This is a genomic window from Dongia sp. agr-C8 (genome assembly GCF_054658695.1).
In genome coordinates, this window is record NZ_BAAGHZ010000002.1 from 407,572 (window position 1) to 430,806 (window position 23,235).

Annotated in this window: 23 protein-coding genes and 1 tRNA gene; 6 read left to right on the forward strand and 18 right to left on the reverse strand. The window is 66.7% G+C overall.

Annotation, left to right across the window (positions count from 1 at the left end; all coding sequences use genetic code 11):
• Window positions 1–232: 232 nt before the first annotated feature.
• Window positions 233–586: a beta/gamma crystallin-related protein gene (locus ACYQ4T_RS09400; RefSeq protein ID WP_459852970.1), complete on the forward strand. Its 354-nt coding sequence runs from the start codon at window positions 233–235 to the stop codon at window positions 584–586.
• Between the two features lie 30 nt (window positions 587–616).
• Here the strand turns inward: ACYQ4T_RS09400 and ACYQ4T_RS09405 are convergent, their stop codons facing one another.
• The 6 genes from ACYQ4T_RS09405 to ACYQ4T_RS09430 form a co-directional block, all read right to left on the reverse strand.
• A complete protein-coding gene (locus ACYQ4T_RS09405; RefSeq protein WP_459852972.1) occupies window positions 617–1,060 on the reverse strand; it encodes a hypothetical protein in 444 nt (147 codons plus the stop codon).
• Between the two features lie 641 nt (window positions 1,061–1,701).
• The gene (locus ACYQ4T_RS09410; RefSeq protein WP_459852975.1) at window positions 1,702–2,880 is read right to left on the reverse strand and encodes a hypothetical protein; all 1,179 of its coding nucleotides are present in this window, start codon (window positions 2,878–2,880) and stop codon (window positions 1,702–1,704) included.
• Between the two features lie 2 nt (window positions 2,881–2,882).
• On the reverse strand, window positions 2,883–3,614 hold the full coding sequence (locus ACYQ4T_RS09415; RefSeq protein ID WP_459852977.1) for a TfuA-like protein: 732 nt from the start codon (window positions 3,612–3,614) through the stop codon (window positions 2,883–2,885).
• Window positions 3,611–4,858, reverse strand: a complete 1,248-nt coding sequence (locus ACYQ4T_RS09420; RefSeq protein WP_459852979.1) for a YcaO-like family protein — start codon at window positions 4,856–4,858, stop codon at window positions 3,611–3,613. The genes ACYQ4T_RS09415 and ACYQ4T_RS09420 overlap by 4 nt, the downstream gene beginning before the upstream one ends.
• A gap of 50 nt (window positions 4,859–4,908) precedes the next feature.
• Window positions 4,909–5,274 (reverse strand): hypothetical protein, encoded by a 366-nt coding sequence (locus ACYQ4T_RS09425; RefSeq protein ID WP_459852981.1) that lies wholly within the window; start codon window positions 5,272–5,274, stop codon window positions 4,909–4,911.
• A 115-nt stretch (window positions 5,275–5,389) separates the two neighbouring features.
• Window positions 5,390–7,414 carry a BTAD domain-containing putative transcriptional regulator gene (locus tag ACYQ4T_RS09430; RefSeq protein ID WP_459852984.1) on the reverse strand — a complete coding sequence of 675 codons (2,025 nt, stop codon included), beginning with the start codon at window positions 7,412–7,414 and terminating at the stop codon, window positions 5,390–5,392.
• 308 nt (window positions 7,415–7,722) lie between these two features.
• On the opposite strand from ACYQ4T_RS09430, the gene ACYQ4T_RS09435 reads away from it, so the two are divergent.
• Together ACYQ4T_RS09435 and ACYQ4T_RS09440 are read left to right on the forward strand one after the other, a co-directional pair.
• Window positions 7,723–8,181, forward strand: coding sequence for a hypothetical protein (locus ACYQ4T_RS09435; protein ID WP_459852987.1), 459 nt, complete (start codon window positions 7,723–7,725; stop codon window positions 8,179–8,181).
• Window positions 8,182–8,294: 113 nt separating this feature from the next.
• Complete coding sequence (locus ACYQ4T_RS09440; RefSeq protein ID WP_459852989.1) at window positions 8,295–8,471, forward strand: hypothetical protein; 177 nt, start codon at window positions 8,295–8,297, stop codon at window positions 8,469–8,471.
• On the opposite strand, the gene ACYQ4T_RS09445 is transcribed toward ACYQ4T_RS09440, so the two are convergent.
• Window positions 8,468–9,067, reverse strand: coding sequence for a TetR/AcrR family transcriptional regulator (locus tag ACYQ4T_RS09445; protein ID WP_459852991.1), 600 nt, complete (start codon window positions 9,065–9,067; stop codon window positions 8,468–8,470). The two genes, ACYQ4T_RS09440 and ACYQ4T_RS09445, sit on opposite strands and share 4 nt — an antisense overlap.
• Window positions 9,068–9,181: 114 nt before the next feature.
• On the opposite strand from ACYQ4T_RS09445, the gene ACYQ4T_RS09450 reads away from it, so the two are divergent.
• Window positions 9,182–9,982: an SDR family NAD(P)-dependent oxidoreductase gene (locus ACYQ4T_RS09450; protein WP_459852993.1), complete on the forward strand. Its 801-nt coding sequence runs from the start codon at window positions 9,182–9,184 to the stop codon at window positions 9,980–9,982.
• Between the two features lie 45 nt (window positions 9,983–10,027).
• Here the strand turns inward: ACYQ4T_RS09450 and ACYQ4T_RS09455 are convergent, their stop codons facing one another.
• The 7 genes from ACYQ4T_RS09455 to ACYQ4T_RS09485 form a co-directional block, all read right to left on the reverse strand.
• The gene (locus ACYQ4T_RS09455; RefSeq protein WP_459852996.1) at window positions 10,028–10,906 is read right to left on the reverse strand and encodes a zinc ribbon domain-containing protein; all 879 of its coding nucleotides are present in this window, start codon (window positions 10,904–10,906) and stop codon (window positions 10,028–10,030) included.
• Between the two features lie 135 nt (window positions 10,907–11,041).
• Complete coding sequence (locus ACYQ4T_RS09460; RefSeq protein ID WP_459852998.1) at window positions 11,042–12,016, reverse strand: FAD:protein FMN transferase; 975 nt, start codon at window positions 12,014–12,016, stop codon at window positions 11,042–11,044.
• Complete coding sequence (locus tag ACYQ4T_RS09465; protein WP_459853000.1) at window positions 11,997–14,180, reverse strand: PepSY domain-containing protein; 2,184 nt, start codon at window positions 14,178–14,180, stop codon at window positions 11,997–11,999. The genes ACYQ4T_RS09460 and ACYQ4T_RS09465 overlap by 20 nt, the downstream gene beginning before the upstream one ends.
• Before the next feature lie 20 nt (window positions 14,181–14,200).
• Window positions 14,201–14,671, reverse strand: coding sequence for a DUF2271 domain-containing protein (locus tag ACYQ4T_RS09470; RefSeq protein ID WP_459853003.1), 471 nt, complete (start codon window positions 14,669–14,671; stop codon window positions 14,201–14,203).
• A gap of 52 nt (window positions 14,672–14,723) precedes the next feature.
• A complete protein-coding gene (locus tag ACYQ4T_RS09475) occupies window positions 14,724–15,077 on the reverse strand; it encodes a hypothetical protein (protein WP_459853005.1) in 354 nt (117 codons plus the stop codon).
• Between the two features lie 156 nt (window positions 15,078–15,233).
• Window positions 15,234–15,309: transfer RNA gene (locus ACYQ4T_RS09480), tRNA-Glu, on the reverse strand.
• A gap of 110 nt (window positions 15,310–15,419) precedes the next feature.
• Complete coding sequence (locus ACYQ4T_RS09485) at window positions 15,420–16,463, reverse strand: threonine aldolase family protein (protein WP_459853007.1); 1,044 nt, start codon at window positions 16,461–16,463, stop codon at window positions 15,420–15,422.
• 34 nt (window positions 16,464–16,497) lie between these two features.
• Between ACYQ4T_RS09485 and ACYQ4T_RS09490 the strand changes: the two genes are divergently transcribed.
• Complete coding sequence (locus ACYQ4T_RS09490; protein WP_459853009.1) at window positions 16,498–17,487, forward strand: RluA family pseudouridine synthase; 990 nt, start codon at window positions 16,498–16,500, stop codon at window positions 17,485–17,487.
• A gap of 221 nt (window positions 17,488–17,708) precedes the next feature.
• Window positions 17,709–18,602 (forward strand): RNA polymerase sigma factor RpoH, encoded by an 894-nt coding sequence (gene rpoH / locus ACYQ4T_RS09495; RefSeq protein ID WP_459853011.1) that lies wholly within the window; start codon window positions 17,709–17,711, stop codon window positions 18,600–18,602.
• An 832-nt stretch (window positions 18,603–19,434) separates the two neighbouring features.
• On the opposite strand, the gene ACYQ4T_RS09500 is transcribed toward rpoH, so the two are convergent.
• From ACYQ4T_RS09500 to ACYQ4T_RS09515, 4 genes are all read right to left on the reverse strand, one after another.
• The gene (locus ACYQ4T_RS09500; protein WP_459853013.1) at window positions 19,435–19,878 is read right to left on the reverse strand and encodes a hypothetical protein; all 444 of its coding nucleotides are present in this window, start codon (window positions 19,876–19,878) and stop codon (window positions 19,435–19,437) included.
• 40 nt (window positions 19,879–19,918) lie between these two features.
• A complete protein-coding gene (locus ACYQ4T_RS09505; RefSeq protein WP_459853016.1) occupies window positions 19,919–20,326 on the reverse strand; it encodes a hypothetical protein in 408 nt (135 codons plus the stop codon).
• A 331-nt stretch (window positions 20,327–20,657) separates the two neighbouring features.
• A complete protein-coding gene (locus tag ACYQ4T_RS09510; protein ID WP_459853018.1) occupies window positions 20,658–21,185 on the reverse strand; it encodes a hypothetical protein in 528 nt (175 codons plus the stop codon).
• Window positions 21,186–21,192: 7 nt separating this feature from the next.
• Entirely contained in the window at window positions 21,193–23,211 is a 2,019-nt protein-coding gene (locus tag ACYQ4T_RS09515; RefSeq protein ID WP_459853020.1) for a protein kinase family protein, read from the reverse strand.
• Window positions 23,212–23,235 lie beyond the last annotated feature (24 nt).

A 23,235-nucleotide genomic window follows, 5' to 3' on the forward strand; every position in this document is an offset into this window, starting at 1 on the left:
GACCTCCATAGTCTTGCCCGGGCTTGACCCGGGCATCTGGTTCCATTCGGCGCGAGATTGCCGGACCAAGCCCGGCAACGACGATGAAACTGCACTCGCACTCCTCCGGCATTGCTCCGGAGTACATTGAATACTCCCAACAATTCCCAGCCTTCACCAGGATTTTACAGATTTCATATTCGTCTTATAGTGGTAGAGTTCTAGTAAGCATCGAGAAGGACAGGGGAAGCAAATGCCCGTCAAACCATCATGCACAATTTTTTGGGATGAGAACTTCGACGGCCACATCGCGGGCTTCATCGATAGCATTCCGGATTTGCGGGGAGTGCCAGGAAAATGGCCTGGTTCCAACTTCAACGACGAAGCTTCGTCGATTATTGTCAGTGCTGGAACGTGGCGTTTCTATGAGCACGTACAATATCAGGGCCTCGTTACCGAGCTGGGGCCAGGTCGTTATGCAAACATGATCATAGCAAAATTCATGGACAACGCCGTCTCCTCGATCCTTAAGGTCTCTGATGAACCGCAACCTGATCCGGCTCTCGCCCAAGAAATCGCGAGTATCCTTGGCCGACGCGGACTGTGACGAGGGCGGCCACGCAGGCGCAGCAAGACTCTAACGCCCGGGTGTCCGACGCCGGGCACGGCTAACCCCGCCGGAGCAGATGTCCTCGGCGAGCGCCAACAGGGCGTCCGCGTCGGATTCCGGGTTATGCACGAAGCCGAGGACTTTCGGCCTGCCCGCGGGAACCTTCGCCACGCGGCGGATCTGCACGCGGTTCTCTTCGATCGTGCTGCGGATCTCGCCGCCGGGGAGACCGCCGCGCACCAAGTCCGCGATGGCCGCCGCCGTCTTCGCCCGGCGCCTTATCGGCGCCGTGACGGTGAAGAGGATCGCCTGGCCGTCGGGTATGACCGCACCGAGGTCCGCCTTCACACCCTCGAGCAGCCGCTGGACGGATTTATCAAATCTCAGGCGAATTTTCGCCGCAGCGGCGCGCTCATGGATCTCGTGTTCGACCGCCGAAGGGTCCAGCGCTGGCACGCGAGCACTCATCATCCTCTTCCTCCGACAGAGAATCCCGCAGAGCACCAATGGTGGGTAACGTGAATTCTATCGACGCGACGCAGAAGACAGGAACGGCCTCCATGAATGCACCCCATCGCCCGGCTTGCTGCTTGTCTTGGAACGAATAATGAACTATAGTTCTTCGCGCAGTGGCTGTGAACAGCGGCTGCACTTCTGCCCCGCGACGCAACGGTATTTTCCGGCATTGCGGGGCCCGCGTTTTCCTTCGGCCAATCGAAAGCGAGCGGTACCCCGCCGGCGTGGTTGCGCGCCGACGCAGTGCGAACTCGCGAAGGATGAGGTCTGGGCCATTCCAACGCAGACCGGACACAGACAGAGTGAACGCCGCCCGCGCCAATCCGGACAGGACCCGGACGGAATCGTCACTCCCGGCGCCAGCGCAGACGGGACACAGACAGAGTGAACGCCGCCCGCGCCAACCCGGACAGGACCCGGACGGAATCGCCACTCCTGGCGCCAACCCAGACGGGACGCAGACAGAGTCACAACCGCCCGCGCCAACCCGGACAGGACCCGGACGGAACTGAGCAGGAGTCGAGCCCGGAATGAGACAATCGCCTTCGCCATCAAGGCCTTGGCCCTCTTGTCACCCTCGAGGGCGTCCGTGTCCGCTAGGCGCGTTCGAGGATCCGGGTCACGCAGTTGAGGGAGCCCAGCTGGTCGGCGAGCGGCAGGAAATCGCCGCCGCGGATCACCTCGAAGCCGAGGCCCTCCCAGATCGCGGCATTGGCATCATCGCAGGCCTTCAGCGCCGCCCAGGCGCCAAAGCCGTATTCCGGGAGGAACACGCGGCAGCCGACATGATCCTCGATACACTCGACCCAGCAATTGTTGGCCGAGGCGTAGAACCATTCGCGCAGCCTCGCGTCGGGATCGTCGAAATAGATGAAGGGCAGCGGATTGCGCAGTACCTCGTAGCCGCGCAGCCGCAGGCCGTAGTCGATCTGGTCGAAGGCCTTGATCGGGAACCCCTCCGGCAGCGGCAGGCCGATCAGCGTGCTGGCCCAGACCGGATCACCGAGCAGGATGCGCGGCATGCCCTCCGGCGTCGTGCCGGCCAGGGTCATGAACATGTCGAGATGAAAGACCGGCTGGCGCGATCCGTCGGAAGCGATGCTGCGGTCGATATCCTCGCGCCAGCTCAGGTCGCCGGGGGTCATCTCGAACCGCGTGGGCCCGCGACGCTGCAGCGGCTGGCAGGCGATGACCTCGATGGCGCGCCGGGTATCGATCCGATTCTCGCCGAAATCGGCGCCGACGAAGCAGGTCTTGCCGTCGACCAGGACGTTGCCGCCGGGCTGCGGCAGGTCCAGGCCGGCGCGGCCGGCGCCGCCCAGGGCCTGCGCGGCGGCGGCCCCGGTGTAGTCGTCGCCATCGGCGCATTCCATCACCTGCACGCCGGCGTCGTTGTGGAACACCGCCACGCGATCCTGCGCCCAGGGCCAGAGCGCCGCGCCAGCCGGCGCCTCGATGATCTCGGTCTTGGCGCCGAGGCCGAGACTCTCCGCCAGCGCGCGGAAGCCCTCGGCCTCGCCGTCATGCACCGCGAGCGAGATGCGGTCGAAGCCTCCGGAAAGATTGAGCAGCCGCTGCAGCATGCCTTCGTCGAAGCCCGGCATGCGCCGCGTCGCCACCAGGAAGACATGCCGGATGCGTCCATGCGACGTCGACAGCAGCGCGCGTTCGCCGTCACCGGAACAGGGTGTCGGCGCGGGCTTTGCCGATGGCAGGCGCCGCGCGGAGCCGGTCGCTTCGGGACGTCGCGTGAAATGGCGCAGCTTCAGGGTCATCGTCACTCGCTCTTCACCGCGTGGAGCAAATGCATCCACTGCGTCGTCTCCTGGAAATCCCAGGCATGAGCCGGGCTCGGCTCGCGATCGGGCTGGGCCTGCAGCCAGTCCAGCACCTCCAGCGCGTCGATCCGCTTCTGGTCGATCGCGTTGCTCTGCAGCCATTCGCCGGCGGTCTGCGCCTCCTCGGGATCGAGGTCGGCGCTGCGGCGGACCATCTCGGCATAGGTCCGTTCCGAATAGTGGATCTGCCGGGCCGCCGCGGCGAGGCTCTGCACCGCCGCCGGACTCACCGCGCGCTGGCGGTCGAGCAGCGACAAGGTCGGCTCGACATTGACCATGGGTTCGGTGAGCGGGAGATAGTTGAGCTCTTCCGGGGCATGCAGTTGCGCCACCTCGGCGTCGTCGACGATCTCGCCGGCCGCGTAGCGCCGGTAGATCGTTCCAATGCCGGTCATGCCGAAGGCCGCGCATTCGGCGGCGCGCAGCGCGCCCATGCTGGCGCCGCCCGCCACCGGCAGCCCGAGCGAGAGCGCGTAGAGCACTTCCTTGTGCCAGGGCGCCGCACTCTGGTCGAACAGCCCGTCCACCAGGGCGATCGCTGTTACCCCGCTCCGCGCGGCGCGCGCGATATCGCCACAGCGGGCGGGTCCCGCCCAGATGATGTCGTCCTGGCGCCTGCGAAGGAATGCAAGATCCCGATGCAGGCTGGGGCCCACAAAGATGATCTTCAATGCAGCCTGCCGATCAAGGTGGCCAGCGCCCGCACGCCGAGCTTGGAGCGCGGCCCGCTGAGCTCGGTCTGCAGGCCGGGCACGATCATCCGCACCACCGTGATGCCGAAATCGTTCTTCAGCGGCACGGCGATCACCTGCTCGATGCCGCGCTTCTGCAACAGCGCCACCAGCGCGCGGATGCCGCCGGAGAGATCCGGCGCCGGCCGCGCCGGCATCGGCGTCACGGCCGGATCGATGAAGGCGAGCAACTCGACGATCGCCTTGCGCTCGGCGCCCTCCGCCTCCTGGTACATCTCCGGGAAGAGATCGTCGCGCGAGCCGGTGATGCGGGTGATGCGCGACTGCGCCGCCTCGGCGATGGCCTTTACGATCGCCTGGCCCCGGCTGGCATGACAGGCGGCGCCCGCGGAATGCGCATAGCGCGGCACCTGCGGCGCATGGGCCATAGCGCTGTCGGTCACGATCGCGGTGATCGCCGTCAGGCCGATGTCGCTGGTCATGTCGAGCAGGGTGAGATCGAAGCCGGCCGCGCGGATCCGCTGCTCGAACTGCAGCGCGTCCAATCCGTCATTGGCGCCGATGCGGGTCACGCGCCTGCTGAGCTCCGCGGTCGACATCAGCTCCAGCAGCGCCGAGGCATCGCGCTCGATCAGCTCGCAAAGTCCGTGGAAGATCGCGGACCGATAGTCGAAGCCGGAGGCGAGGCCGTCGGTCGAGACCTGGAAGGCGCCGTGGAAGCCCGGCGGGTCCGGCCGATAATCGGCGCCGACCAGCGACCAGGGCACGTTCACCACGCAATCGGCGGTCAGGTCGTAGCCCTGCACCCAGGCCAAAGCCTGGTTGCGGTTGAGCCGGTCGAGCCGGCAGCGGGTCGAGATGTCGAGCGCCATGACCGGCGCTTTCGCCTGCGTCATCTCGGCGAGGCTCGCCCATTTGAGCGAGTCCGGCAGCCGTTCCGCGGTCGCGAGTTCCAGCGCCTCCATCACGGCGGAGATGAAGGCTTCGTCCTTCTGCACGCCCTTGCCTTGGGCGACCGAGAGCGAGCGCGAGTTCGGCCGCACCGCCAGCGCCACCGGAATGCCGATGCGGTCGAGACCGGTTACCTCGGCGACGCGGGTGATCCCGGCAGCCGCGAAATGCGGGCGGACGCGCTGGATCAGCTCCTTGAGATCGGCAAAGCGGTCGCCACCGGTGGGACGATGGGCGTCCCACCGGTGGGCGTCGCAGGCGCTCTCGATCAACCGACCGAGAGGCGCTCTGGTCTCTCCTCGCGAAGGTGTTCGTTCAGTCGTCAATACTTCCCTCTATCCACGAAGTCCTGAATGAGCGGCGCCAGCGGATCCTTGTTCAAGAACAGCTGCTCGACCGGATGCGAGCGCTTGATCATGACCAGCTTGCCGAGCTGGCTGGTCGAGAACGACAGGAAGACGTTGCGCGAGACTGCGGTGTCCTTCTTCGCGTTGTCGATGGCGCTTTGCGCCAGCGCGTCTCTGCTCTTCTCGTCGGTCGACGCGGTGCCGATCGCGTCGCCCTGGAACATGCTGATGATGCTCAGCCAGGCGCTCTTTGGCACCGGAACCGCGGTCCCCTGGGCCTTGCTGATGAACCAGAGGTCGTTGTCGTCGTCGAGATTCCCCACCAGGAAGTAGTCGGACATCCTCGTATCCCCTTTCGCTTGAGTGGCACGCGTCTTCCCCGAATCGGGAAGAACGGTAGCGAAAGGGGCGTGACTGGTGCGTGACCGGTTGTAAAGGCGGAATTATCGAGTTTTTTCAGCCCAGTCCGGCGCGCTTCAACCCGTCGATGAAATGCTCGGTGTCTTCGGAATTGCGGTTCGGCACGATCGACCGAACCCGCTCCGCCTGGAAGTCGGGATAGACGCTTTTGACCACCTTGCTGTAGTGCCGGGCGAGTTCGAGCTCGCCCAGTTGCGCGGTGCAGGCCGCGAGCAGGCGCGCGGTGGCCGGGCTGTCCTCCACCGGCCGCAAGGCCTGGAGCGCCGCACGGTAGTCGCCGAGCTGGTAGTAGATACTGCCCAGGGTCCAGGCGTATTCGTCGGGCGGAATCGGGTTGAGCTCGATCGCCCGGTTGAACAGGTTCAACCCCTGCTTGGGATCGCCGGAATGGGCGAGCGAATCCGCATAGCCTTCCAGGATGTCGGCGTCATGGGGATTGAGCGCGACCGCCTGGGAGAAATCCTGCAGCGATTCATCATGTCGCCGGAGATAGAGATTGGCGTAGCCGCGCTCGCGCAACGCCCGGCCGTCATGCGGATCGAGCGCCGCCGCCTTCGAGGCGAGATCGACCGATTCCTTCAAGAGGTCGTTCTCGACCATGCCGCGCACCACCCATTCATAGGTCATGGTGCGCGCGAGTCCGACCACCGCCGCCGGATAGTTCGGCACCTGGGTCAACGCTTCCTTGAACAAGCGCCGGGCACGGCGGATCGATTGCAGGTCGCTGCCGTGCAGCAGGCGGCGGCCTTCCAGCAGGTTGCGATAGGCGGTGTATTCGCCGGCCGGGATCGGGGTCCTGACCTCGGCCTCGTCGATCGCGTTGACCATCGAGCGCAGGATCAGGCCGGTCACGCGCTCGAAGGTGCCGCCCAAGGTCGCGAAGGTGAAGTCGGTCTCGGTCGCCCAGAGCACTTCCGAATTGCTAACATCGGTCAGCCGCACGCCGAACCGGTGACCATGGGTCGCCGGCATCAGCGAGGTGGCGACGGCGTAGTCGACATCGAGCACCGCCAGCGCGTCCGAGAGGCCGCGGGTCCCGAACGCGACCGAGGCGCCGGAATGCGCGGCGATCACCGCGAAGCGGCGGAAGCGGCTCAAGCCGATCGTCAGGTCTTCGACGAAGCCCAGCGACATGGTTCGCGTCATGTCATCGGAGACCACGCTGATCGGTGGCAGGATCAGCACGACCGGAATCTGCCGGTCGGATTTCTTGGCCGCGAAGGGCGCCTCGCGCTCGCGCAGCGCCGGCTGGATCACCACTTCCTCCAGCGCATCGGCATCGCGATGGCGAAGGGCGGCCGCGAGCTCCATCGTCTGGGCGCTGGGCAGGACGCCGAGCTCGGTCGCCATCGTGCGCTTGCAGCGCCCGAAGATCCTCAGCGCGAAGCCCCTGTCCCCCTTCGCGGCGCAGATCCGCATCATCGCGCGATAGGCGGCCTCTTCCGTGCGGTCGACGTCCAGCACCTTGAGGGCGAGGCGCCAGGCCGCGTCGGCGCTTTCGGGATCGGTCGCTTCGTCGAGCGCGGCGCGTGCCGCATCGACGAAGCGGTCGCGCATTTCCTCGCGGTTGGCCTCCATCCAGTCATCGACCGCGGCTTCGTCGAAGCCGAAGCCGTCGAGCAGCCGCCCGGTCCAGAGCGCCAGCAGGGCCTCGCAGCGCTGCGCGGCGGGCAGCTTGTCGATGCCGCCGCGCTGCAGCGCCATGAAGGCGCCGTAGTCGACGGTGACGGCCGCTTCGTTGATGCTGACCATGTCGCCGCGGATGTCGAGCAGAGTCAGGTCGAACTTCTGGCCGAACTTCAAGATGCGGGCGATCAGCTGCCGGAGATTGGCGTTGGCCTTCTCGCGGTCGAAATCACCCCACAGGATCGAGCGGATCTGGCTGCGGCTCGCGGACTTGTTCTCGGAGACTGCCAGGATCGCCAGCAGGACGAAGGCCTTGTCCGGCAGCGACTGCACCTCGCCACCCACCACGAAGCGCGGCGGCCCGAACAGCCGCACCTCTACCTTGGTCGATTCGATCTTCGAATCCGCGGATCCGGGCGGAATTTCAGTCCCCATCACTCTCGAATGATCGGGGGGCGATGCCTTGTCAATACCGAGGGGATCCCGCGCCGCAACGGTATACAGCGCCGGGCGTTGCGGCCGGTCGGCCGCAGCCGCCGTCTCCGAAGCCACCGCTGCCTTCATACAGCTTTGCTTCTTAGACTTGTTTCCTAGTTGCCTATAATCCGTTGATTCCAGTCAATAACGTGTTAATCGCCAGCCATTTCACGCCCCAGTCACGGGCGCCTTGCTCTGCTGGTCAGGCGGGAGAAAACGACGCGGGGTCGTTGCCCGCACCGGGCGAGCGAGGAGGGGCGGACGTTATGCAGATGTTCAGGACGGTGACGGGCGAGACGACCGAGAAGGCCGAATCACGGTTGAGCCCGATTGGGATTTCGGTGCGCCACGTGGCGGAGACGCAGGGGTTCCGGCGCGCGCTGCAGGCGCTGAGCGCCGCCTATGCCAGGGCCGGCAACGCACTGAGCGATCGGCTGCAGCACGCCAATTCCGATCTCGGCGAGGTCGCGACCCTGGGTGCCAGCTATGGCTGGATCGCCGACCGTCGGCGCCTGGTGCAGACCTATCTCGAGGCCGAGCCGGCGGTGATGGCCTATGCCTGCGCCGATTTCGGCGAGCCGGATCAGATCCGCTCCCTTGCCGAGGCGGCGGCGGATCTGGCGGGCGAGAGCCAGTCGCTGTTCTCGGCTCTGGGCCTGTTGACCTATATCGACCATGAGCTCGGCTGGGCCGCCGTCGGCGGCGCCCCGGCGGGCAACGCCTGACGAAACTGCACGACGGTTCGCGCGAAGAACCGCATATCTCGAGACCACTCGCCCGGCGCCGCCCCCACCCGCGGTCGCCGGGCATTGTTCTTTTGCGAAGGGAGTGAAAGGCAATGCAGCGCGCTCTTGGCACCGCCCAGCCCCCGACCGAGCCCGCCGACAAAGACGAAGTGCGCTGGATCGAGCGCCTGCAACAGCGCCCCCTGCCGGCGCCGATCGCCCCGGATAGCCCGGACGGCGAATTGTGGATCAGGCGCCTTCAGCAGCGGGCCGGCAATCGCACGCTCTAAAGGCGCCTCTGGTCACCTTGGCCCTTTGTCGCCCGCCGGCTTCTTTCCCGGCTGTTCCCGGCCGCCAACCAAGCTTGCGTCTCGCGCAGGATCTCATCCGAAAGTTTGAGGTCGTCGCTCGAACGCGCCAGCACCATCGCCCCCACCATGGCCGCCCATTGGCCGATTGCATGGCGGCGACGCTCGGCAGCGGTCTCGCCCGCGGCCTGACGGCTCATGCGCTCGATCGTCTCGCTCAAACCGGCGGTCATCGCGCGCCGCACCGCGGGGGCCTGCCGGATCGTCTCGGCGGCCAGGCCGGCGGTCGAGCAGCCGCCGGCAAGATCGTCGCGATGCCGCGGCGATAGATAGCGCTTGGTGAAGCCGGCGAGATCGGTCGTGCTCTCCCCCGGTGGCTTCAAGGCCTGGGTAAGGGTGGCGGCGATGAGGTCGTCCTTGGATTTGAAATGTCCGTAGAAGCCGCCATGGGTCAGGCCGGCGGCCTGCATCACCTCGGCCACGGTGACCGCCTCGAACCCCTTGGCCCGGAACAGTTTTCCAGCTGATTCCAGGATCTTCCGGCGGTGCTCCGCCATCTGCTCGCGTGTGACCCGCATCGCATTCTCCACTGCAGCCCAGGTTGCTCGCTTGACAGTTTACATGATCACGATCATCTTCCACCATATATGATAACTATCATGAATACCCAACCCGCCACGCAGGAGAGCTCGATGTCCAGACCCTCAGCCGATAAGCCCACCGTTCTCATCACCGGCGCTTCGACCGGGATCGGCGCCGCCTATGCCGATCGTTTCGCCAAGCGCGGTCATGACCTCGTCCTGGTGGCGCGCGACCGCGGCAAGCTGGAGGCCTTGGCCGAGCGATTGCGCAAGGCGACGGGCGTTGCGGTCGATATCCTGCAGGCCGATCTCACCGACACGGCGCAGCTCGGCAAAGTCGAGGATCTGCTCCGCGCCGACAGCCGGATCGGCATCCTGGTGAACAATGCGGGCGCCAGCCTCGCCGGCACCTTCATCGAGCAAAGCACCGCTGCGACCGCCCAGTTGATCGGCCTCAATACGATCGCCGTCACGCGCCTCGCCGGCGCCGCGGCACCGCGTTTCGTCGCGGAAGGCAAAGGTGCCATCATCAACATCGGCTCGGTGGTCGGCCTCGCCCCGGAGCTCGGCTCCTCGGTCTACGGCGCGACCAAGGCCTTCGTGATCTTCCTGAGCCAAGGCCTGCAGCTGGAGCTCGGGCCGAAGGGTGTCTATGTGCAGGCGGTGCTGCCGGCGGCAACCCGCACCGACATCTGGGCCAAGTCCGGCAAGGACGTGGACGCGATTCCCGGCATGATGGAGGTTGATGAGATGGTGGACGCGGCCCTGGTCGGCTTCGACCGCAAGGAGCCCGTCACCATCCCGCCCCTGCCGGACGCCGCGCAGTGGCAGGCCTTCGACGATGCGCGCAAGGCGATGCTGCCGGGTTTCCGCCAGGAGCACGCGGCGAAACGGTATCAGACAGCGGCTTGAACGGCGGCGCCGGGTGCGACGGGTCCACCGTCGCACCCTCCTCGCTCACTGCAGCACCACCGCTTTGCGGCGCTCGACCAGCTCGGCGTACTGCTGTTCGAGCGCGGTGTAGCGGGTCTCCATTTCGGTGATCTCGCGCTCCAGCACGCCGGCACGCGCGTCATCCAGCGCCATCTGCACGCCCTGCGCCATGCTCTCGGTCGAGGCGGCATATTGCCGGAACTGGGTCGCGCCCTCCTTCAGGCCGGCAATCCGGCGTTTGAGGTCCGCGGCGGCGTCGTCGATGTCGTTCAGCTCCTTCTGCGCTTGAACCCGGTTCATGCGCTTGTTGGCGTAATCCGCCTCGAGCTGATCGAGCTGCCCAGTGAGACTCGCGACCGAGCTCTTCAGCCGGTCGCCGGTGCCGCGCAGGCTGGCATTCTCGATCTCGGCGGCCTGGGTCTGGCATTCATAGCGTGCAAGCTGTACCGCATAATTCTGCTTCTGCTCCGCGGTCGCCGCACCGTCGGCCGAGCCGAGGCCGAGACCCACCGCCGCACCCGCCGCCGCGCCATAGGCGGCACCATCGGCCCGCCCGCCGGAGAGTACCGCGCCCGCCGCGGCACCGAGCACCGCCAGCAGCACGGTGCCGACCGCGGCGCCCAACGCGACCGTCTCCCAGTAATTGGTCGGCACGTCGTTTTCCGAGATCGCCATGCAGGCGGAGACGCCCGACTTGCTGATCAACGGCTTGAAGTTGCCCGAGACCACGGCCGCGGTCGTGTCCGAGACATTGTCGTTGGCGCTGCTGCTCGCGCGCGGCGTGCTGCTGGACCCCGCAGGTGCCATGCCGATCACCCCGCCATCGCTGGTGCATCCGGCCTCGAAGGCGCTGAGGCACGCAACCGCCAACATCAGGCTGCGTGCCGAAAACTTCGCGCGCATTGTTCCCCCTTGCCTGCCCTTCAACGGATCCCTGCAAATCCGCCGGCAGAACCACTCTTCCGCGAGTTATTGAAGTATGCCCCGCTCCGCCGAGTCAAGCCGGGGTCGGCCTAACTTAACCATACCGCACAGCAATCATGCCGATTGCTGCGCAAACCATCCCAGACCCCGTACCACCAGCTGCGAGCCGTCGCGGATGGCGAACAGCGCATCAATCCCGCGCGCTCGCGCGAACTCGGGACCCGCCTGCTCGCCCATGACCATCAGCGCGGTCGCCCAGGCGTCCGCTTCCATGCAATTGCGCGCGAGCACGGTCACCGACGCGACGCGATTGCGCAACGGCGCGCCGGTCCGGGGATCGATCGTGTGCGAGAGCTTTGCGCCGGCGACCTCGACCCAGTGGCGGTAGTCGCCGGAGGTTGCGATCGCCTGGTCCGCGAGTTCCAGCACACCCATGATGTCGCGTGTCGCGTAGTCGGGACGCTCGATCGCCACGTTCCATGCCGACCCATCCGGCTTGCGGCCGCGCGCGCGCAACTCGCCGTCGATGCCGACCAGGTAGGCGGTGATGCCAAACCGCTCCAGGCAGCGGGCGAGTTCGTCCACACCGAAGCCCTTGGCGATGCCGCACAAATCGAGGCTCACCGGCGCGCGCTTGCGGAGACACAAGCCGGATTCATCGAACTCGAGGGCGCTGAGCGCCGCGCTGCGCGCCTGCACTGAGCCGAGGTCGGCGACCGGTCGTTGGCTCGGCCCTTCCGGGCCAAAGCCCCAGGCATTCACCGCGTCGCCGACCGCGATGTCGAAGGCGCCGTCGGACTCGCGGCCGATGCGCAGGGCTTCGCCGATGACGATCGCCAGTTCCGCCGGCAGCTTGATCCATTCCCCGACCGGCGCTGCGTTGATACGCGACAGATCGGAGTCCGCTTTCCAGTTCGACATCTGGCGATCCACCGCCTCGACCGCCGACGACAGCGCCGCTCTGACCAAGTCCTGGTGCGCGCCCTCGGCGAAGAACCGGGCCGACCAGCGGGTTCCCATCGTCTCGCCGCTGAGCGCGTGATCGGCGGGCGGATGCGGTTGCAGCGCTTCAGTAGACATCTTCGGCATAGCGTCCCTGTGCCTTCAGAGCGCGCGTGTCCAGGCCGAGCGGCGCCAGCACCTCCTCGAGCACCAGCCCCAGACCTTGCGCCATCTGCCGTCCGCCGCAGACGATGATCTGCGCGCCGCGAGCCACCAGGGCCCGGATCTCCTCGGCGTCGGCCGCGACCCGGTCCTGCACATAGGCGCGGTCCATCGCCCGCGAGAAGGCGGTCGTGAGCCGGGTCAAGCGCCTGTCCTCGCGCCAGATATTCAGATCCGACTGATAGAGATAATCGGAGCCCGGATCGCGCGCGCCGAAGTAGAGATGCATCGGGCGCCGACGATGGTTGGCCCTGATCAGCCCGGCCAGCGGGCCGATGCCGGTTCCGGCGCCGATCAGGATGACCGGCGCTTTGCCCGCCGCCGGCCGGAAGGCGGGATTGACGCGGATGAAGCCATCGACCGTATCGCCCGGCACAAGGTCGTGCAGCAGGCCGGAGCAGAGCCCGCCGGGGTGCTTGCGAACGCAGATTTCCAGGATCCCGTCGCGTGACGAAGAGGCGATCGAGTAGAAGCGCGGCAGCGTGCTGCCGGGCGGCACGACGCCCAGGAGATCGCCCGCCTCGAACCGGGGCAGCCGGCCGCCGGCAGCCTTGAGCCGCAGAACCGCGGTCGGCGCCTGCACCTCCGCGCCATAGTCGTTTCGCTCGATCAGCTCCAGCGACAAAGTACGGGGCCGTGAGACTGTGTGCGCGAGCTTCAAGGGCGTGCCGATGCATCTCCCGATCTCGGCGCCCCAGCGCGCGAAGGATTGCACGCACTGGCGGTCGATGGTCTGCAGTGCATGGAGCCGGGGCCAGCCCTGCGCCGCGAGCGCCGCCTCGACATCCATCGCGAACTGGCAGAACTGCGGGAACTGACGGTCGCCGAATCCCAGCACCGCCACCGGAAGATTCTGTGGGGCATCGAGGCTCTTCAGCCGCGCGAGGAACTGGCGGGCCGAGGCGGGCGCCGCACCATCGCCGTAGGTTGCGGTGAGAATCAGCATGCGCCTCGCGCTGCGATAGCCCGCCTGCAGCCGGTTCATCGGCGCGGTATGGACCCGGTGCCCGGCCGCGGTCAGCGCGGCATGCAGCGTGGCCGCGAAGCCCCAGGTGCTGTTGCCTTCGCTGCCGACCAGGATGATCGTATCCGCCACGGCCGGCTGGGCGTTGCCGCGGATCCGCGGCGTTGCCTGCCGCCGCCGCAGCCAGACCAGGATCCCGGTGCCGGTCATCGCCGGGACCGTCAGCGCCGCTGCCCCAAGCACGAGTCCCAGCCACCACATCCCCTCGCCGGTATGCAGCCGGTAGACCGCTTCATAGACCCGTCGTGCAAGATTGTGCGGCAGGTAGCTCAGCATCTCTCCGGTCGCCGCATCGACATAGCCCGCGCCCTCGGCCGTCGTCAGCGCGTAGGCATCGGTCGGATCGGTCGGATCGGGGAAGGTCAGCTCCCGGAGGTCCGTGAGGTCGATCGTCTTGAGCGCCGCGAGATCGGCCACGGGGCTGGGCTTGCCGCCGTTCACCGCGGATGGGAAGGCGGCTTCATCGCTCATCCCGTCGGGGACGATCCCGAGCGTGACCAGCGACATATAGCTGCCGGTGAGCGCGGTGAGGAGCAAGGCCAGGACGGCGAAGCGGCCGGCTTCGGCATGAAAGCGCTGCGTGCCGGAACCCCGGATGCGCCCAACCACGCGTCGCCAGCCGCCCAGGCGCTGCGCCAGCATGATGCCGCCGGAAACGCCGAGCACCAGCATGGCCATTGCGCCCAGCCCGGCGACGAGCCGGCCGTTGTCGCCCAGCAGCAAGGACCGATGCAGATCCGTCACCCAGCGGGTGAACTTGGATGGCGCATAGGGACCGAGCGCGGTGCCGCTCCATGGATCGACGACATCGGCTTTGGGCGCTCCGGCGCCGGAATAATAGACGATGACCTGGCCCGAGGCCTTGCGGACGATCCGCTCCGCTTCCGGATAGTGCGCGGCGACGCGGCCGGCCAGGGCCGCAACGCTGATCTCGCCGGTCGCCGGCACCGACGCACTGGCCCGCTCGAGCGCAGGGTTGATCGACAGGATCGCCCCGGTCAAAGCGAGCAGCGACACCAGGATGGCGGCGATCAAGCCCGGCAGGGAGTGAATCTGGCGCAGCATGCTCGCCCTCCGTCGCGCGCTCACATGGAATAGCTGAAGGTCTCGACATAGCCGCGCCCGGCAGCGGGCTGGCCGGCCGCCTTCGAATCCAGCGGCACGACGATCTCGCTCGGGCTATCCCCCATGTCCTCCACGGCGGCGTCGATCCGGATCTGGTAGCCGGCGTCGATCAACGCATCAGCAAGATCGAGCTTCACGGTCAGCGTCTTGCCGCTGCCGACGCTGGCGCCGGTGATGCCGTCGATCTGCGCGAGATCGCCCTGGGTGGCGCGCTTCCAGTCGCTGAGATGGCGGTAGTATTTCGACTTGCCGCCGGCCATCCAGAGCGTGCCCTGGTACTGGCCATTTCCGTCGGTCACGTAGAGCGCGACATAGGCGCCGGCCCCGCCATAGGGCTTCAACTTGGTAGTGAAGGTGATCTCGCGGGCTTCGGCCAGCGACGGAAGGCCAAGCGCGGCGGCGAGCGTGAGCGCAGTCACGAGCTTCTTCATTTGTCTTCTCCTGTCACAGAAAGTCGAAATGCGTCGGACGATGCAGCGGAACTCACTGCACCACGACCGACGGCCGGCCATTGCCGTTGATCAGCGGATTCTTCGGCGCGGGGCCGGTTGCCGGCGCGCCGCTCTGGGGCGTCGGGAGACGGTTGGAGGCGCCGCCATCATCCTCTCCGTCGTCCTCGTCATCGCCGTCTTCGTCGTCGCCGTCGTCATCGCTTTCGGACTCCGCCAGCTTCAAGCTGCCTTGAGGTAGCGGTGAGCCGTTCGGTTCGAGCAGCGTCTCGTCCGAAGTCTGCGGCTGAAAATCCGATGCCAGCGTTTCAAGACGCGCATCGGCATGCGCCGCACCGACGCCGATCGTGGTCACGGTCAGCGCGGCAATCAGGATAGGGAGCTTCATGGTGCCAGGGCCTCCAGTCGGGTTTGGATGCCCGTAACATGGCTGCCCGACCTGAAGACCCACTGAAGCGAAACAAGATTCTTGTTCAGCTTGGCTTCAGGTTGTCGATGCGATGGAGGACGCGCTCGGGGGCTCGGTGCCCGCCGGGATGCGAGTTGGCGACCCCAAGGGGATTTGAACCCCTGTTCACGCCGTGAGAGGGCGTTGTCCTAGGCCACTAGACGATGGGGTCGTCCTGGCGCGTTGCGGCCGCCTTGATAGAGGAAGCTGCGGCCGGGATCAAGCCCTGTCTATGGCCCGCTAACCCGAAGAAATCACCGGGAAAACCGGTCCGCGTCCGTCTCAGGCCGCCGCCGCGGCCAACTTCGTCGCCGCCGCCACGAAGGCCTCGACATGGGCGGGGTCGGTGTTGAAGGCGAGAACCAGCCGGACCGTGCCCGGCACGCCGTCGGTCCAGTCGTAGAAATTGAAGCCGGCGGCGCGCAGGCCCGCAATCACCTGCGGCGGCAGCACGGCGAAGACCTCGTTGCCCTCGACCGGATGCACCAGCGAGACCTGCGGCAGCCGCTGCAGCCCCTGGGCGAGGCGCGCGGCCATCGCATTGGCATGGCGCGCCAGCTCCAGCCAGCGATCGCCCTTGAGATAGGCTTCGAGCTGCGCCGAGACGAAGCGCATCTTCGAGAGCAGCTGCCCGCCCCGCTTGCGCCGGACCGCGAACATCTCGGCGAGCGCGGCATCGAAGAACACCACCACCTCGGCGCCGAGCGCGCCGTTCTTGGTGGCGCCGAAGGAGAGCACGTCGACGCCGGCCTTCCAGGTCACCTCGGCCGGTGCGACACCGAGATACGCGACCGCGTTGGCGAAGCGCGCGCCGTCCATATGCACCCGCATCTTGCGGCCGCGCGCGATCTCGGTGAGCGCCGCGATCTCCGCCGGACGATAGCAGGTGCCGGCCTCGGTCGCCTGGGTGAGGCTGAGTGCCGCCGGCTGCACCCGGTGCGGATCGCCGGTCAGCGTATTCTCGAGCACATGCCGCAGGCCGTCCGGCGTCAGCTTGCCGCCGGCGCCCTGGATCGGCACCAGCTTGGCGCCGCCGCTGAAGAGCTCCGGCGCGCCGCATTCGTCGAGCTGGATATGCGCTTCTTCATGGCAGAGGATCGCGCCATAGGCCGGCGTCAGCGCCGAAAGCGCGAGCGCGTTGCAGGCGGTGCCGGTGGCGACGGCGAAGGCCTTCACCGGCTTCTCGAAGATCGCGGAGAGGCGCTGCTCGACGCGCTCGGAATAGGGATCGGCGCCATAGGACGTGACCGTGCCCTGGTTGGCGTCGATCACCGACTGGAGGATGTCCGGCGCCGCGCCGGCCACGTTGTCGCTGCGAAAATCCATCGCCTCTCACCTCGAAATCTATAGTCTCGCGGCCATGAGTCGACCGCTCCCCGAAAGCACCCGGATTGAGATCGCCATCGCCGAAGCGCAGGCCGGCGAACGGCTGGACCGCGCCCTGGCCGCGGCCCGGCCCGAACTCTCGCGGAGCCGGATCAAGGCCTTGATCGAACAGGGACATCTCCATTTGGGCGGCGGGACGATAAAGGACCCGGCCCTGAGGGTCAAACCGGGCCAGGTTTTCACGCTCGAGATCCCGCCCGCCGCCCCGGCCGCGCCGCAGGGCCAGGCCATCGATCTCAAGATCGTCTACGAGGACGAGGACCTCATCGTCATCGACAAGCCCGCCGGCATGGTGGTGCACCCGGCGCCGGGCAATCCCGACAACACCCTGGTCAACGCGCTGATCGCCCATTGCGGCGAGAGCTTGAGCGGCATCGGCGGCGAGAAGCGCCCGGGCATCGTGCACCGCATCGACAAGGATACCAGCGGCCTGATCGTCGCCGCGAAGAACGATGCCGCGCATAAGGCGCTCTCCGCCGATTTCGCCGCGCATCATATCGAGCGCGCCTATCTCTGCCTGGTCTGGGGCGTGCCCGCGCCTTCCGCCGGCACGGTCGAAGGCAATATCGGCCGGCACCCGGTCGACCGGAAACGCATGGCGGTGGTGAGCCGCGGCGGCAAACCGGCGATCACGCATTACCGGGTGTTGAAGCGCTTCGGCCTCGGCGCTGCGCTGGTGGAATGCCGGCTCGAGACCGGCCGCACCCACCAGATCCGGGTGCATATGGCGAAGATCGGGCATCCGCTGATCGGCGATCCCACCTACGGCAAGCCGACCGCGGCCCGGCGTGGCCGATTGTCACCGGCGGCCCGCAAGGCCGCGGAGGCCTTCCCGCGGCAGGCCTTGCACGCCACCCTGCTCGGCTTCGATCACCCGAGAACCGGAACGCACCTCCGCTGGGAGTCCGAATCGCCGGAGGATCTGCGCCGGCTGGAACAGTCCCTCGCTGGCGCCGTTGAGTAACTAAATCTGCTTTATGGACGAATAGCTTAGCGAAGCGGGCCGGCAATTCGGACCCACCCCTTGAATTGCCGGCCCGTTAACCTATTTTAACCCAGTGGTTGACTGATCCACTCAAGTATACCCCGCGTATACCTCTGGATGATGGTCCACCGCACGGAAACGGACCTATCCTCGTATAAATCGGATAGGACGTGCCGAGCTAGTACGGGGATTTGGAAGACATGGCGACCACAGCATTGCGTACCTTACCAGCACTGAGCAGCGACAGCGGCCTCTCGCGGTATCTCTCGGAGATCCGCAAGTTCCCCATGCTGGAGCCCGACGAGGAGTTCATGCTCGCCAAGCGCTTCCGCGAGCATGAGGACGCCGAGGCGGCGCATCGCATGGTGACGAGCCACCTCAGGCTCGTGGCGAAGATCGCCATGGGCTATCGCGGCTACGGCCTGCCCATTTCCGAGATCATCTCGGAGGGCAATGTCGGCCTGATGCAGGCGGTGAAGCGCTTCGATCCCGACCGCGGTTTCCGCCTGGCCACCTACGCCATGTGGTGGATTCGCGCGTCGATTCAAGAATACATCCTGCATTCCTGGAGCCTGGTGAAGATCGGCACCACCGCGGCGCAGAAGAAGCTGTTCTTCAATCTGCGCAAGGTGAAGGGCCAGCTCAAAGCCATCGAGGAAGGCGACCTGCCGCCGGAGACGGTGAAGGAGATCGCGACCCGCCTGGACGTGCCGGAGAACGACGTCATCGACATGAACCGGCGCCTCTCCAGCCACGACCACTCGCTGAACGCGCCGCTCCGGATCGACGGCGACGGCGAATGGCAGGACTGGCTGGTCGATGAGACCGAGAGCCAGGAGACCCGCCTCGCCGACGACCAGGAGTTCGGCCGCCGCTCGAAGCTCTTGGAGCGCGCGATGGGCGTCCTCAATCCGCGCGAGCGCCGCATCCTGGTCGAGCGGCGCCTGAAGGAAGAGCCGGCGACGCTGGACGACCTCTCGAAGGAGTTCAACATCTCCCGCGAGCGCGTCCGCCAGATCGAGGTGCGGGCTTTCGAGAAGATCCAGCGCTCGATCCGCAACTCCGCGATCGAGGAGCGGCTGACGACGGAGTAAATCTCCGACGCGGACGGGCCTTGCGAACACAGACGGGCCTGCCGGCGGATCATCGAGAAACCTGAAATCTATCAGGCTCTTCCGGCGACAATCCGGGAGGGCCTTTCTCGTTGTTGTCTGCGTCCGGTCTGCGTTGCAGTGCGGCGCGTGGCGGTGGGCGACTCTTTGTCTTTGTCCGGGTCCTGTCCGGGTTGCGGGCGCGCCACTCCGCTGATTCAGCAGCGTTTTGCCAAAGCGGACCACCCGGCGCGGGTGCCAGGCTGGTCTTTCAGCGTGAGCGCTGCCGTGGACAGGGTTCCGTCCGGGTCCTGTCCGGGTTGCGGGCGCGCCACTCCGCTGATTCAGCAGCGTTTTGCCAAAGCGGACGACCCGGCGCGGGTGCCAGGCTGGTCTTTCAGCGTGAGCGCTGCCGTGGACAGGGTTCCGTCCGGGTCCTGTCCGGGTTAGAGACAAACCATCGTCTGCGTCCGGTCTGTGTTGGACGCCGCACGGTCTTGGACCCCGGCAATCCGTCTTCGCCCGGTCTGTGCAAATTGTCTGCGTCCTGTCTGCGACGCAGTGCAGCAACAATCCGGTGCGCCGCCTTGTCTGCGTTCGATCTGCGTGCGTCCGGTAAAGGTTGTCCGCGCGGTCGGACGATGAACCATAAAGCTCCTCCGGAAGCGCTTCTCCCGGCAGGGCTTTCGCGACTAGCCAACAATGTCAAACAACGCGTGGATCATACCACAAGTAACGATCGTTGTCCGCCGTGAGCCGGCGATGGGCGACGTAAGGAATTCTGTGTCAGCGATCAATGGGCGCATTGAGTGAACTGTCACCGCAATCCTAGCAACTAGACCACGGCATACTCTTGGCTGCCGGCCTCGGACTTGAACGCGACGACCCTGATCGCGTTGCCCTGGTCGTCCTGACCGACGGTCTTGATGCAGCTGACGGTGACGCGCAGCCTCAGTTCGAACCTTCCCAGGCCGGTCACGCTCGCCATCTCCGCGGTGGCGTCGCTCAAGACCGGGTCGCCCTCCAGGACCTTGATGCTCCACTGGTAGTGGACCTGCATCTCGCAACCGTCGCCGTCACAGGCCGGCGCCTTCTCGTAGTTCGGCTTGAAGATGCCCTTCGGGCCGCTCTCTACCCGGTCCAGCACGATGGGGCTATCGGCAAGTTTCAGGGTGCAGGTGCAGCCGGCATCCTGCCGGCGCCTGCGCTTGCGCGTCGGCTCGGCCTTGCGCTGAGGGCGCTGCGGCTTCTTGCGGATCTGCTTCACTTTGCGGGCCATTGCACTTCTCCTCCTTCCCGGATCGAGACGGCAATTGGAGTCAGATGGCGCAGACGCACTCCGCGCGAACCAATCCGATGAACGCGCAGACATAGCCGACGCCGTCAGGACAATCGGGCATGTCGGCGGGCGAGCAGGTCAGCTCGCTCGGATCGATGGGCGTGATCAGGGTGCAATGGCCTCCGTCACCGCAGTCGCCGACGCAAGGACTGTTCGCGGCCTTGCGAAGGGCGCGCGCCTTCTGGAGCAGCTTGCGGTAAACCTTGCGCCTCGCCTCCTCCTCGGTGCAGCCCCGCGCGATGATGACTTCGGTTTCGGTGCCGACGATCTGATTTTGCGGGCAGCCGGCTGCCTTGATTTCCGCTCCACCCTTGCCGAGCGGCTTGGTGACATAGGCGATAACGTCGCCGGAGCCGGATTTCACTCGACGGGTACTCTTGCGTGCCATTCAAGCCTCCCCCGTTGCGATGTGGGTTGCCTTCGGTGCGCTTGGTAATTCCCATGTGAATTCGTTGCCCAACCGAAAGTCTGCGCCCTGCCGGTTGCACTTGCAAGAGCGGCCGTTCTCCGCACCGCTTGAGCGGTGCAGGCAGCCCCCGGCTCAGTCGGCGGGTCCTACAGCGATGCGCGGGTCACGCCCGCACAGGACGGTCAAGTAGTGCCGCTCACGGCTCCTGCCGGGCCGCCGCCGCCGGCAGCGTATACTTCGAGCCCCAAGGCGTGGATCCCGCGGCCTAGCCGCGGGATGACGGTTGAGTGTGCGGGTCCCAATGTCCCGCTTACGGCTCGCGCATCGTCGCCGGCATGGTGAGCCCGCCGCGCACGGGATCGCCCCAGTGCTCGACCAGTTCTTCCTGGCTCTTGCGGACGCGGGAGAGGCGGAGATTGCTCTTGGTGGTGGCGATCGAGCGGGTGACGATCGGCATCAGCGAATAGAGCGCCCAGCCCATGCCGGCGCCGACCAGCGCGGCCAGCCAGCCGATCATGTCGCTCAGGGTCGGCATGATCGCCGAGAAGCCCTGCCCCGCCGACCAGAGATCGTGGATGAACCAGAGCGCGCCGGCGAAGTTCAGGCTGCCGACGGTGATGGTGAGCTGACGGCCCGGCGCCGGATCGACGATCCGCGCGACCAGGGTCGGCACCATCGCGGCGGCGAGGACCAGGGTCGTCGGCAGCAGCACGATGGCCGGCAGCACCGCCAGGCAGATATAGAGCCAGGGGCCGCGCTTCTTCGGCGCCGCCGGGGCCGCGGCGGCCTTCGGGTTCGGCTTGGCGCCGGGCTTGGCGGCGGCGTTGGATGCGGCCATCGGCATCTCACAGCACCATGGCGATGGTGAAGGCCGCCAGTGCGCCGCTGGCGATGAAGGCCGAGGTGATCGCCGAGCTGACGCGGGCCGAGGCCTGGACCTTCAGGGGATCGGTGAGGCCGCCGGCTTCCAGCCACTGCGCCTCCTTCTCCAGCTCGGCATAGGCCTGCTGCGCCTGCTCGAAGCCCTGGATGTCGCTCTGGCGGAGCGCGCCGTCCTCGTCGAGCAGCTCGGCCATCTGCACGAAATCGGAATGCGCGGCGAATTGCTCCAGCTTGTTGCGCACGTCGCTGCGCGCCTGGATGCGGTGGAAGCTGTCTACCACCGGCTTCATCAGCTCGAGCAGGGTTTCGGCGAGCCGCGGCAGGTCGTGGCTCGGATGCTGGCGCTGCACCGCGGCGAGCAGGCGCAGGACGCCCATGCGATAGCCGGTCTGGTCGGCGGGATTGCCGAACAAGGTGAGCTCGCGCTCGACCGGCCGCGCGATCTTCGCGGCGATGAAGGCGGCGATGTGCCGGTCCATCGGCAGCGTGCCGGCCTCGGCGCCGGGCAGCGCCGCGTCGATCGCCGGCAGCAGGTCCTTGAGGCTGGTGACGTAGTAGTCGCCGATCAATTCGCTGCGGCAGGGCATGGCCGGGTCGAGGTCGTAGAGCACGCGCTCCACGCTGTAGCCCGGCCCCGGCCGCTCGACCACCTTCTCGATGCCGTCGAGGGTGCGGCGGAGCGCGGTCAGTTCCGAAGTGAGCTTGGGCTGATGATCGAGCCAGCCTTGCGGCAGGCGGCCGCGCAGCATCTCCACGAACTCGGTGCGCAGGGGCGGCTGGTCGATCACTGCGGCCAGCATGTTGCCCATGGCGGTGGCGCTGACGCGGATGCTCTTGTAGCAGATCGGCAGGTTCGGCCCCATGAACTGGATCAGCCGCGACACCATCCGGTGCTTGGCGCCGGTCGAAGGGCCGTAGCTCATCGAGAGGCCCTTGATGAGGTGCAGCGGCTCCGCGACCTTCTCGTCGTTGAAGCCGCGCTTCAGCCAGCTCTCCAGCGTGCCGTTATCGACATTGACCAGCGCTTCGTCCCAATGCATCGCCATGGCGTTGGCCGCGGCCGGCCTGCTCATATGCTCGCCGCCGCCGAGACGGATCGGCCGCGTCGCGCGTTGCGGCAGGCTGGGCAGCACCGGATTGAAGTACTGGCCCAGCATCCACATCTCGAGATTCTTCAAGGTCCAGCGGTCGGAGACCTTGTCGCTCAAGAGCCCGCGCAGCATCTCGGCCATGGTCGGCGAGACCTTCTCGCCGCCGGCCAGCGCGGAGAAGGTGCCGAAGTTGATCTTGGCCGCGGTCACCTGCTCGTCGCTCAGCGCGTGCAGCGGGTTGCCCATGTGCAGGAACAGCACCAGCACGCCCAGGGCATAGAGATCGTCGGCCTGGCTGCCTTCGGCACGGCCCATGCGATGGGCGAGGCCGTTCTCGACCGTCTCGTAGACCGTCGGCTGGTCGCAGCCCGGCGGCGTGGCGAAGCATTCGCCGAACACGATCTCGCCGCTGTTGCCGAGGGCGTAGAAGATGTTGCTGGGCCGGATCGCGCGGTGCGCGACGCCGAGATTGCCCAGCTCCTTCAGCACCGCCATCGCCGGCTTGATGATGTTGCGGGCGATCAGCTGCTCGGTCAGGGTCGGCAGCGGCAGGCCCGGGTCTTTCAGCATCCGCTCGCCGGTCGGCTGCGGATAGACCAGCACCGGACGCCGGCCCCAAACGGTCCCGCCGCCTTGAGCCGGCACCGGCCAGTCGACCACGCCGGAGGCCTCGGGCCAGAGCATCGGGATCTGCGAGCGCCGCTCCGGCAGGTGCAGGCCGCGGCAGGGCACGGTGCCAGGGCAGATCAGGGCGAAGAGCTTGCGGCCGGATTGGCTATGGTCCTCGACCGCATAGGCCAGCGCCGAGCCCTGGTCGAATTGGGACAAGCGGGTGCCCGGCTTGATCTCAAACCGGTCCCGCAGCATCACCAAATCGCTGTCTTCCGCCATTCCGCCCGCGCCCATGAAAACCAG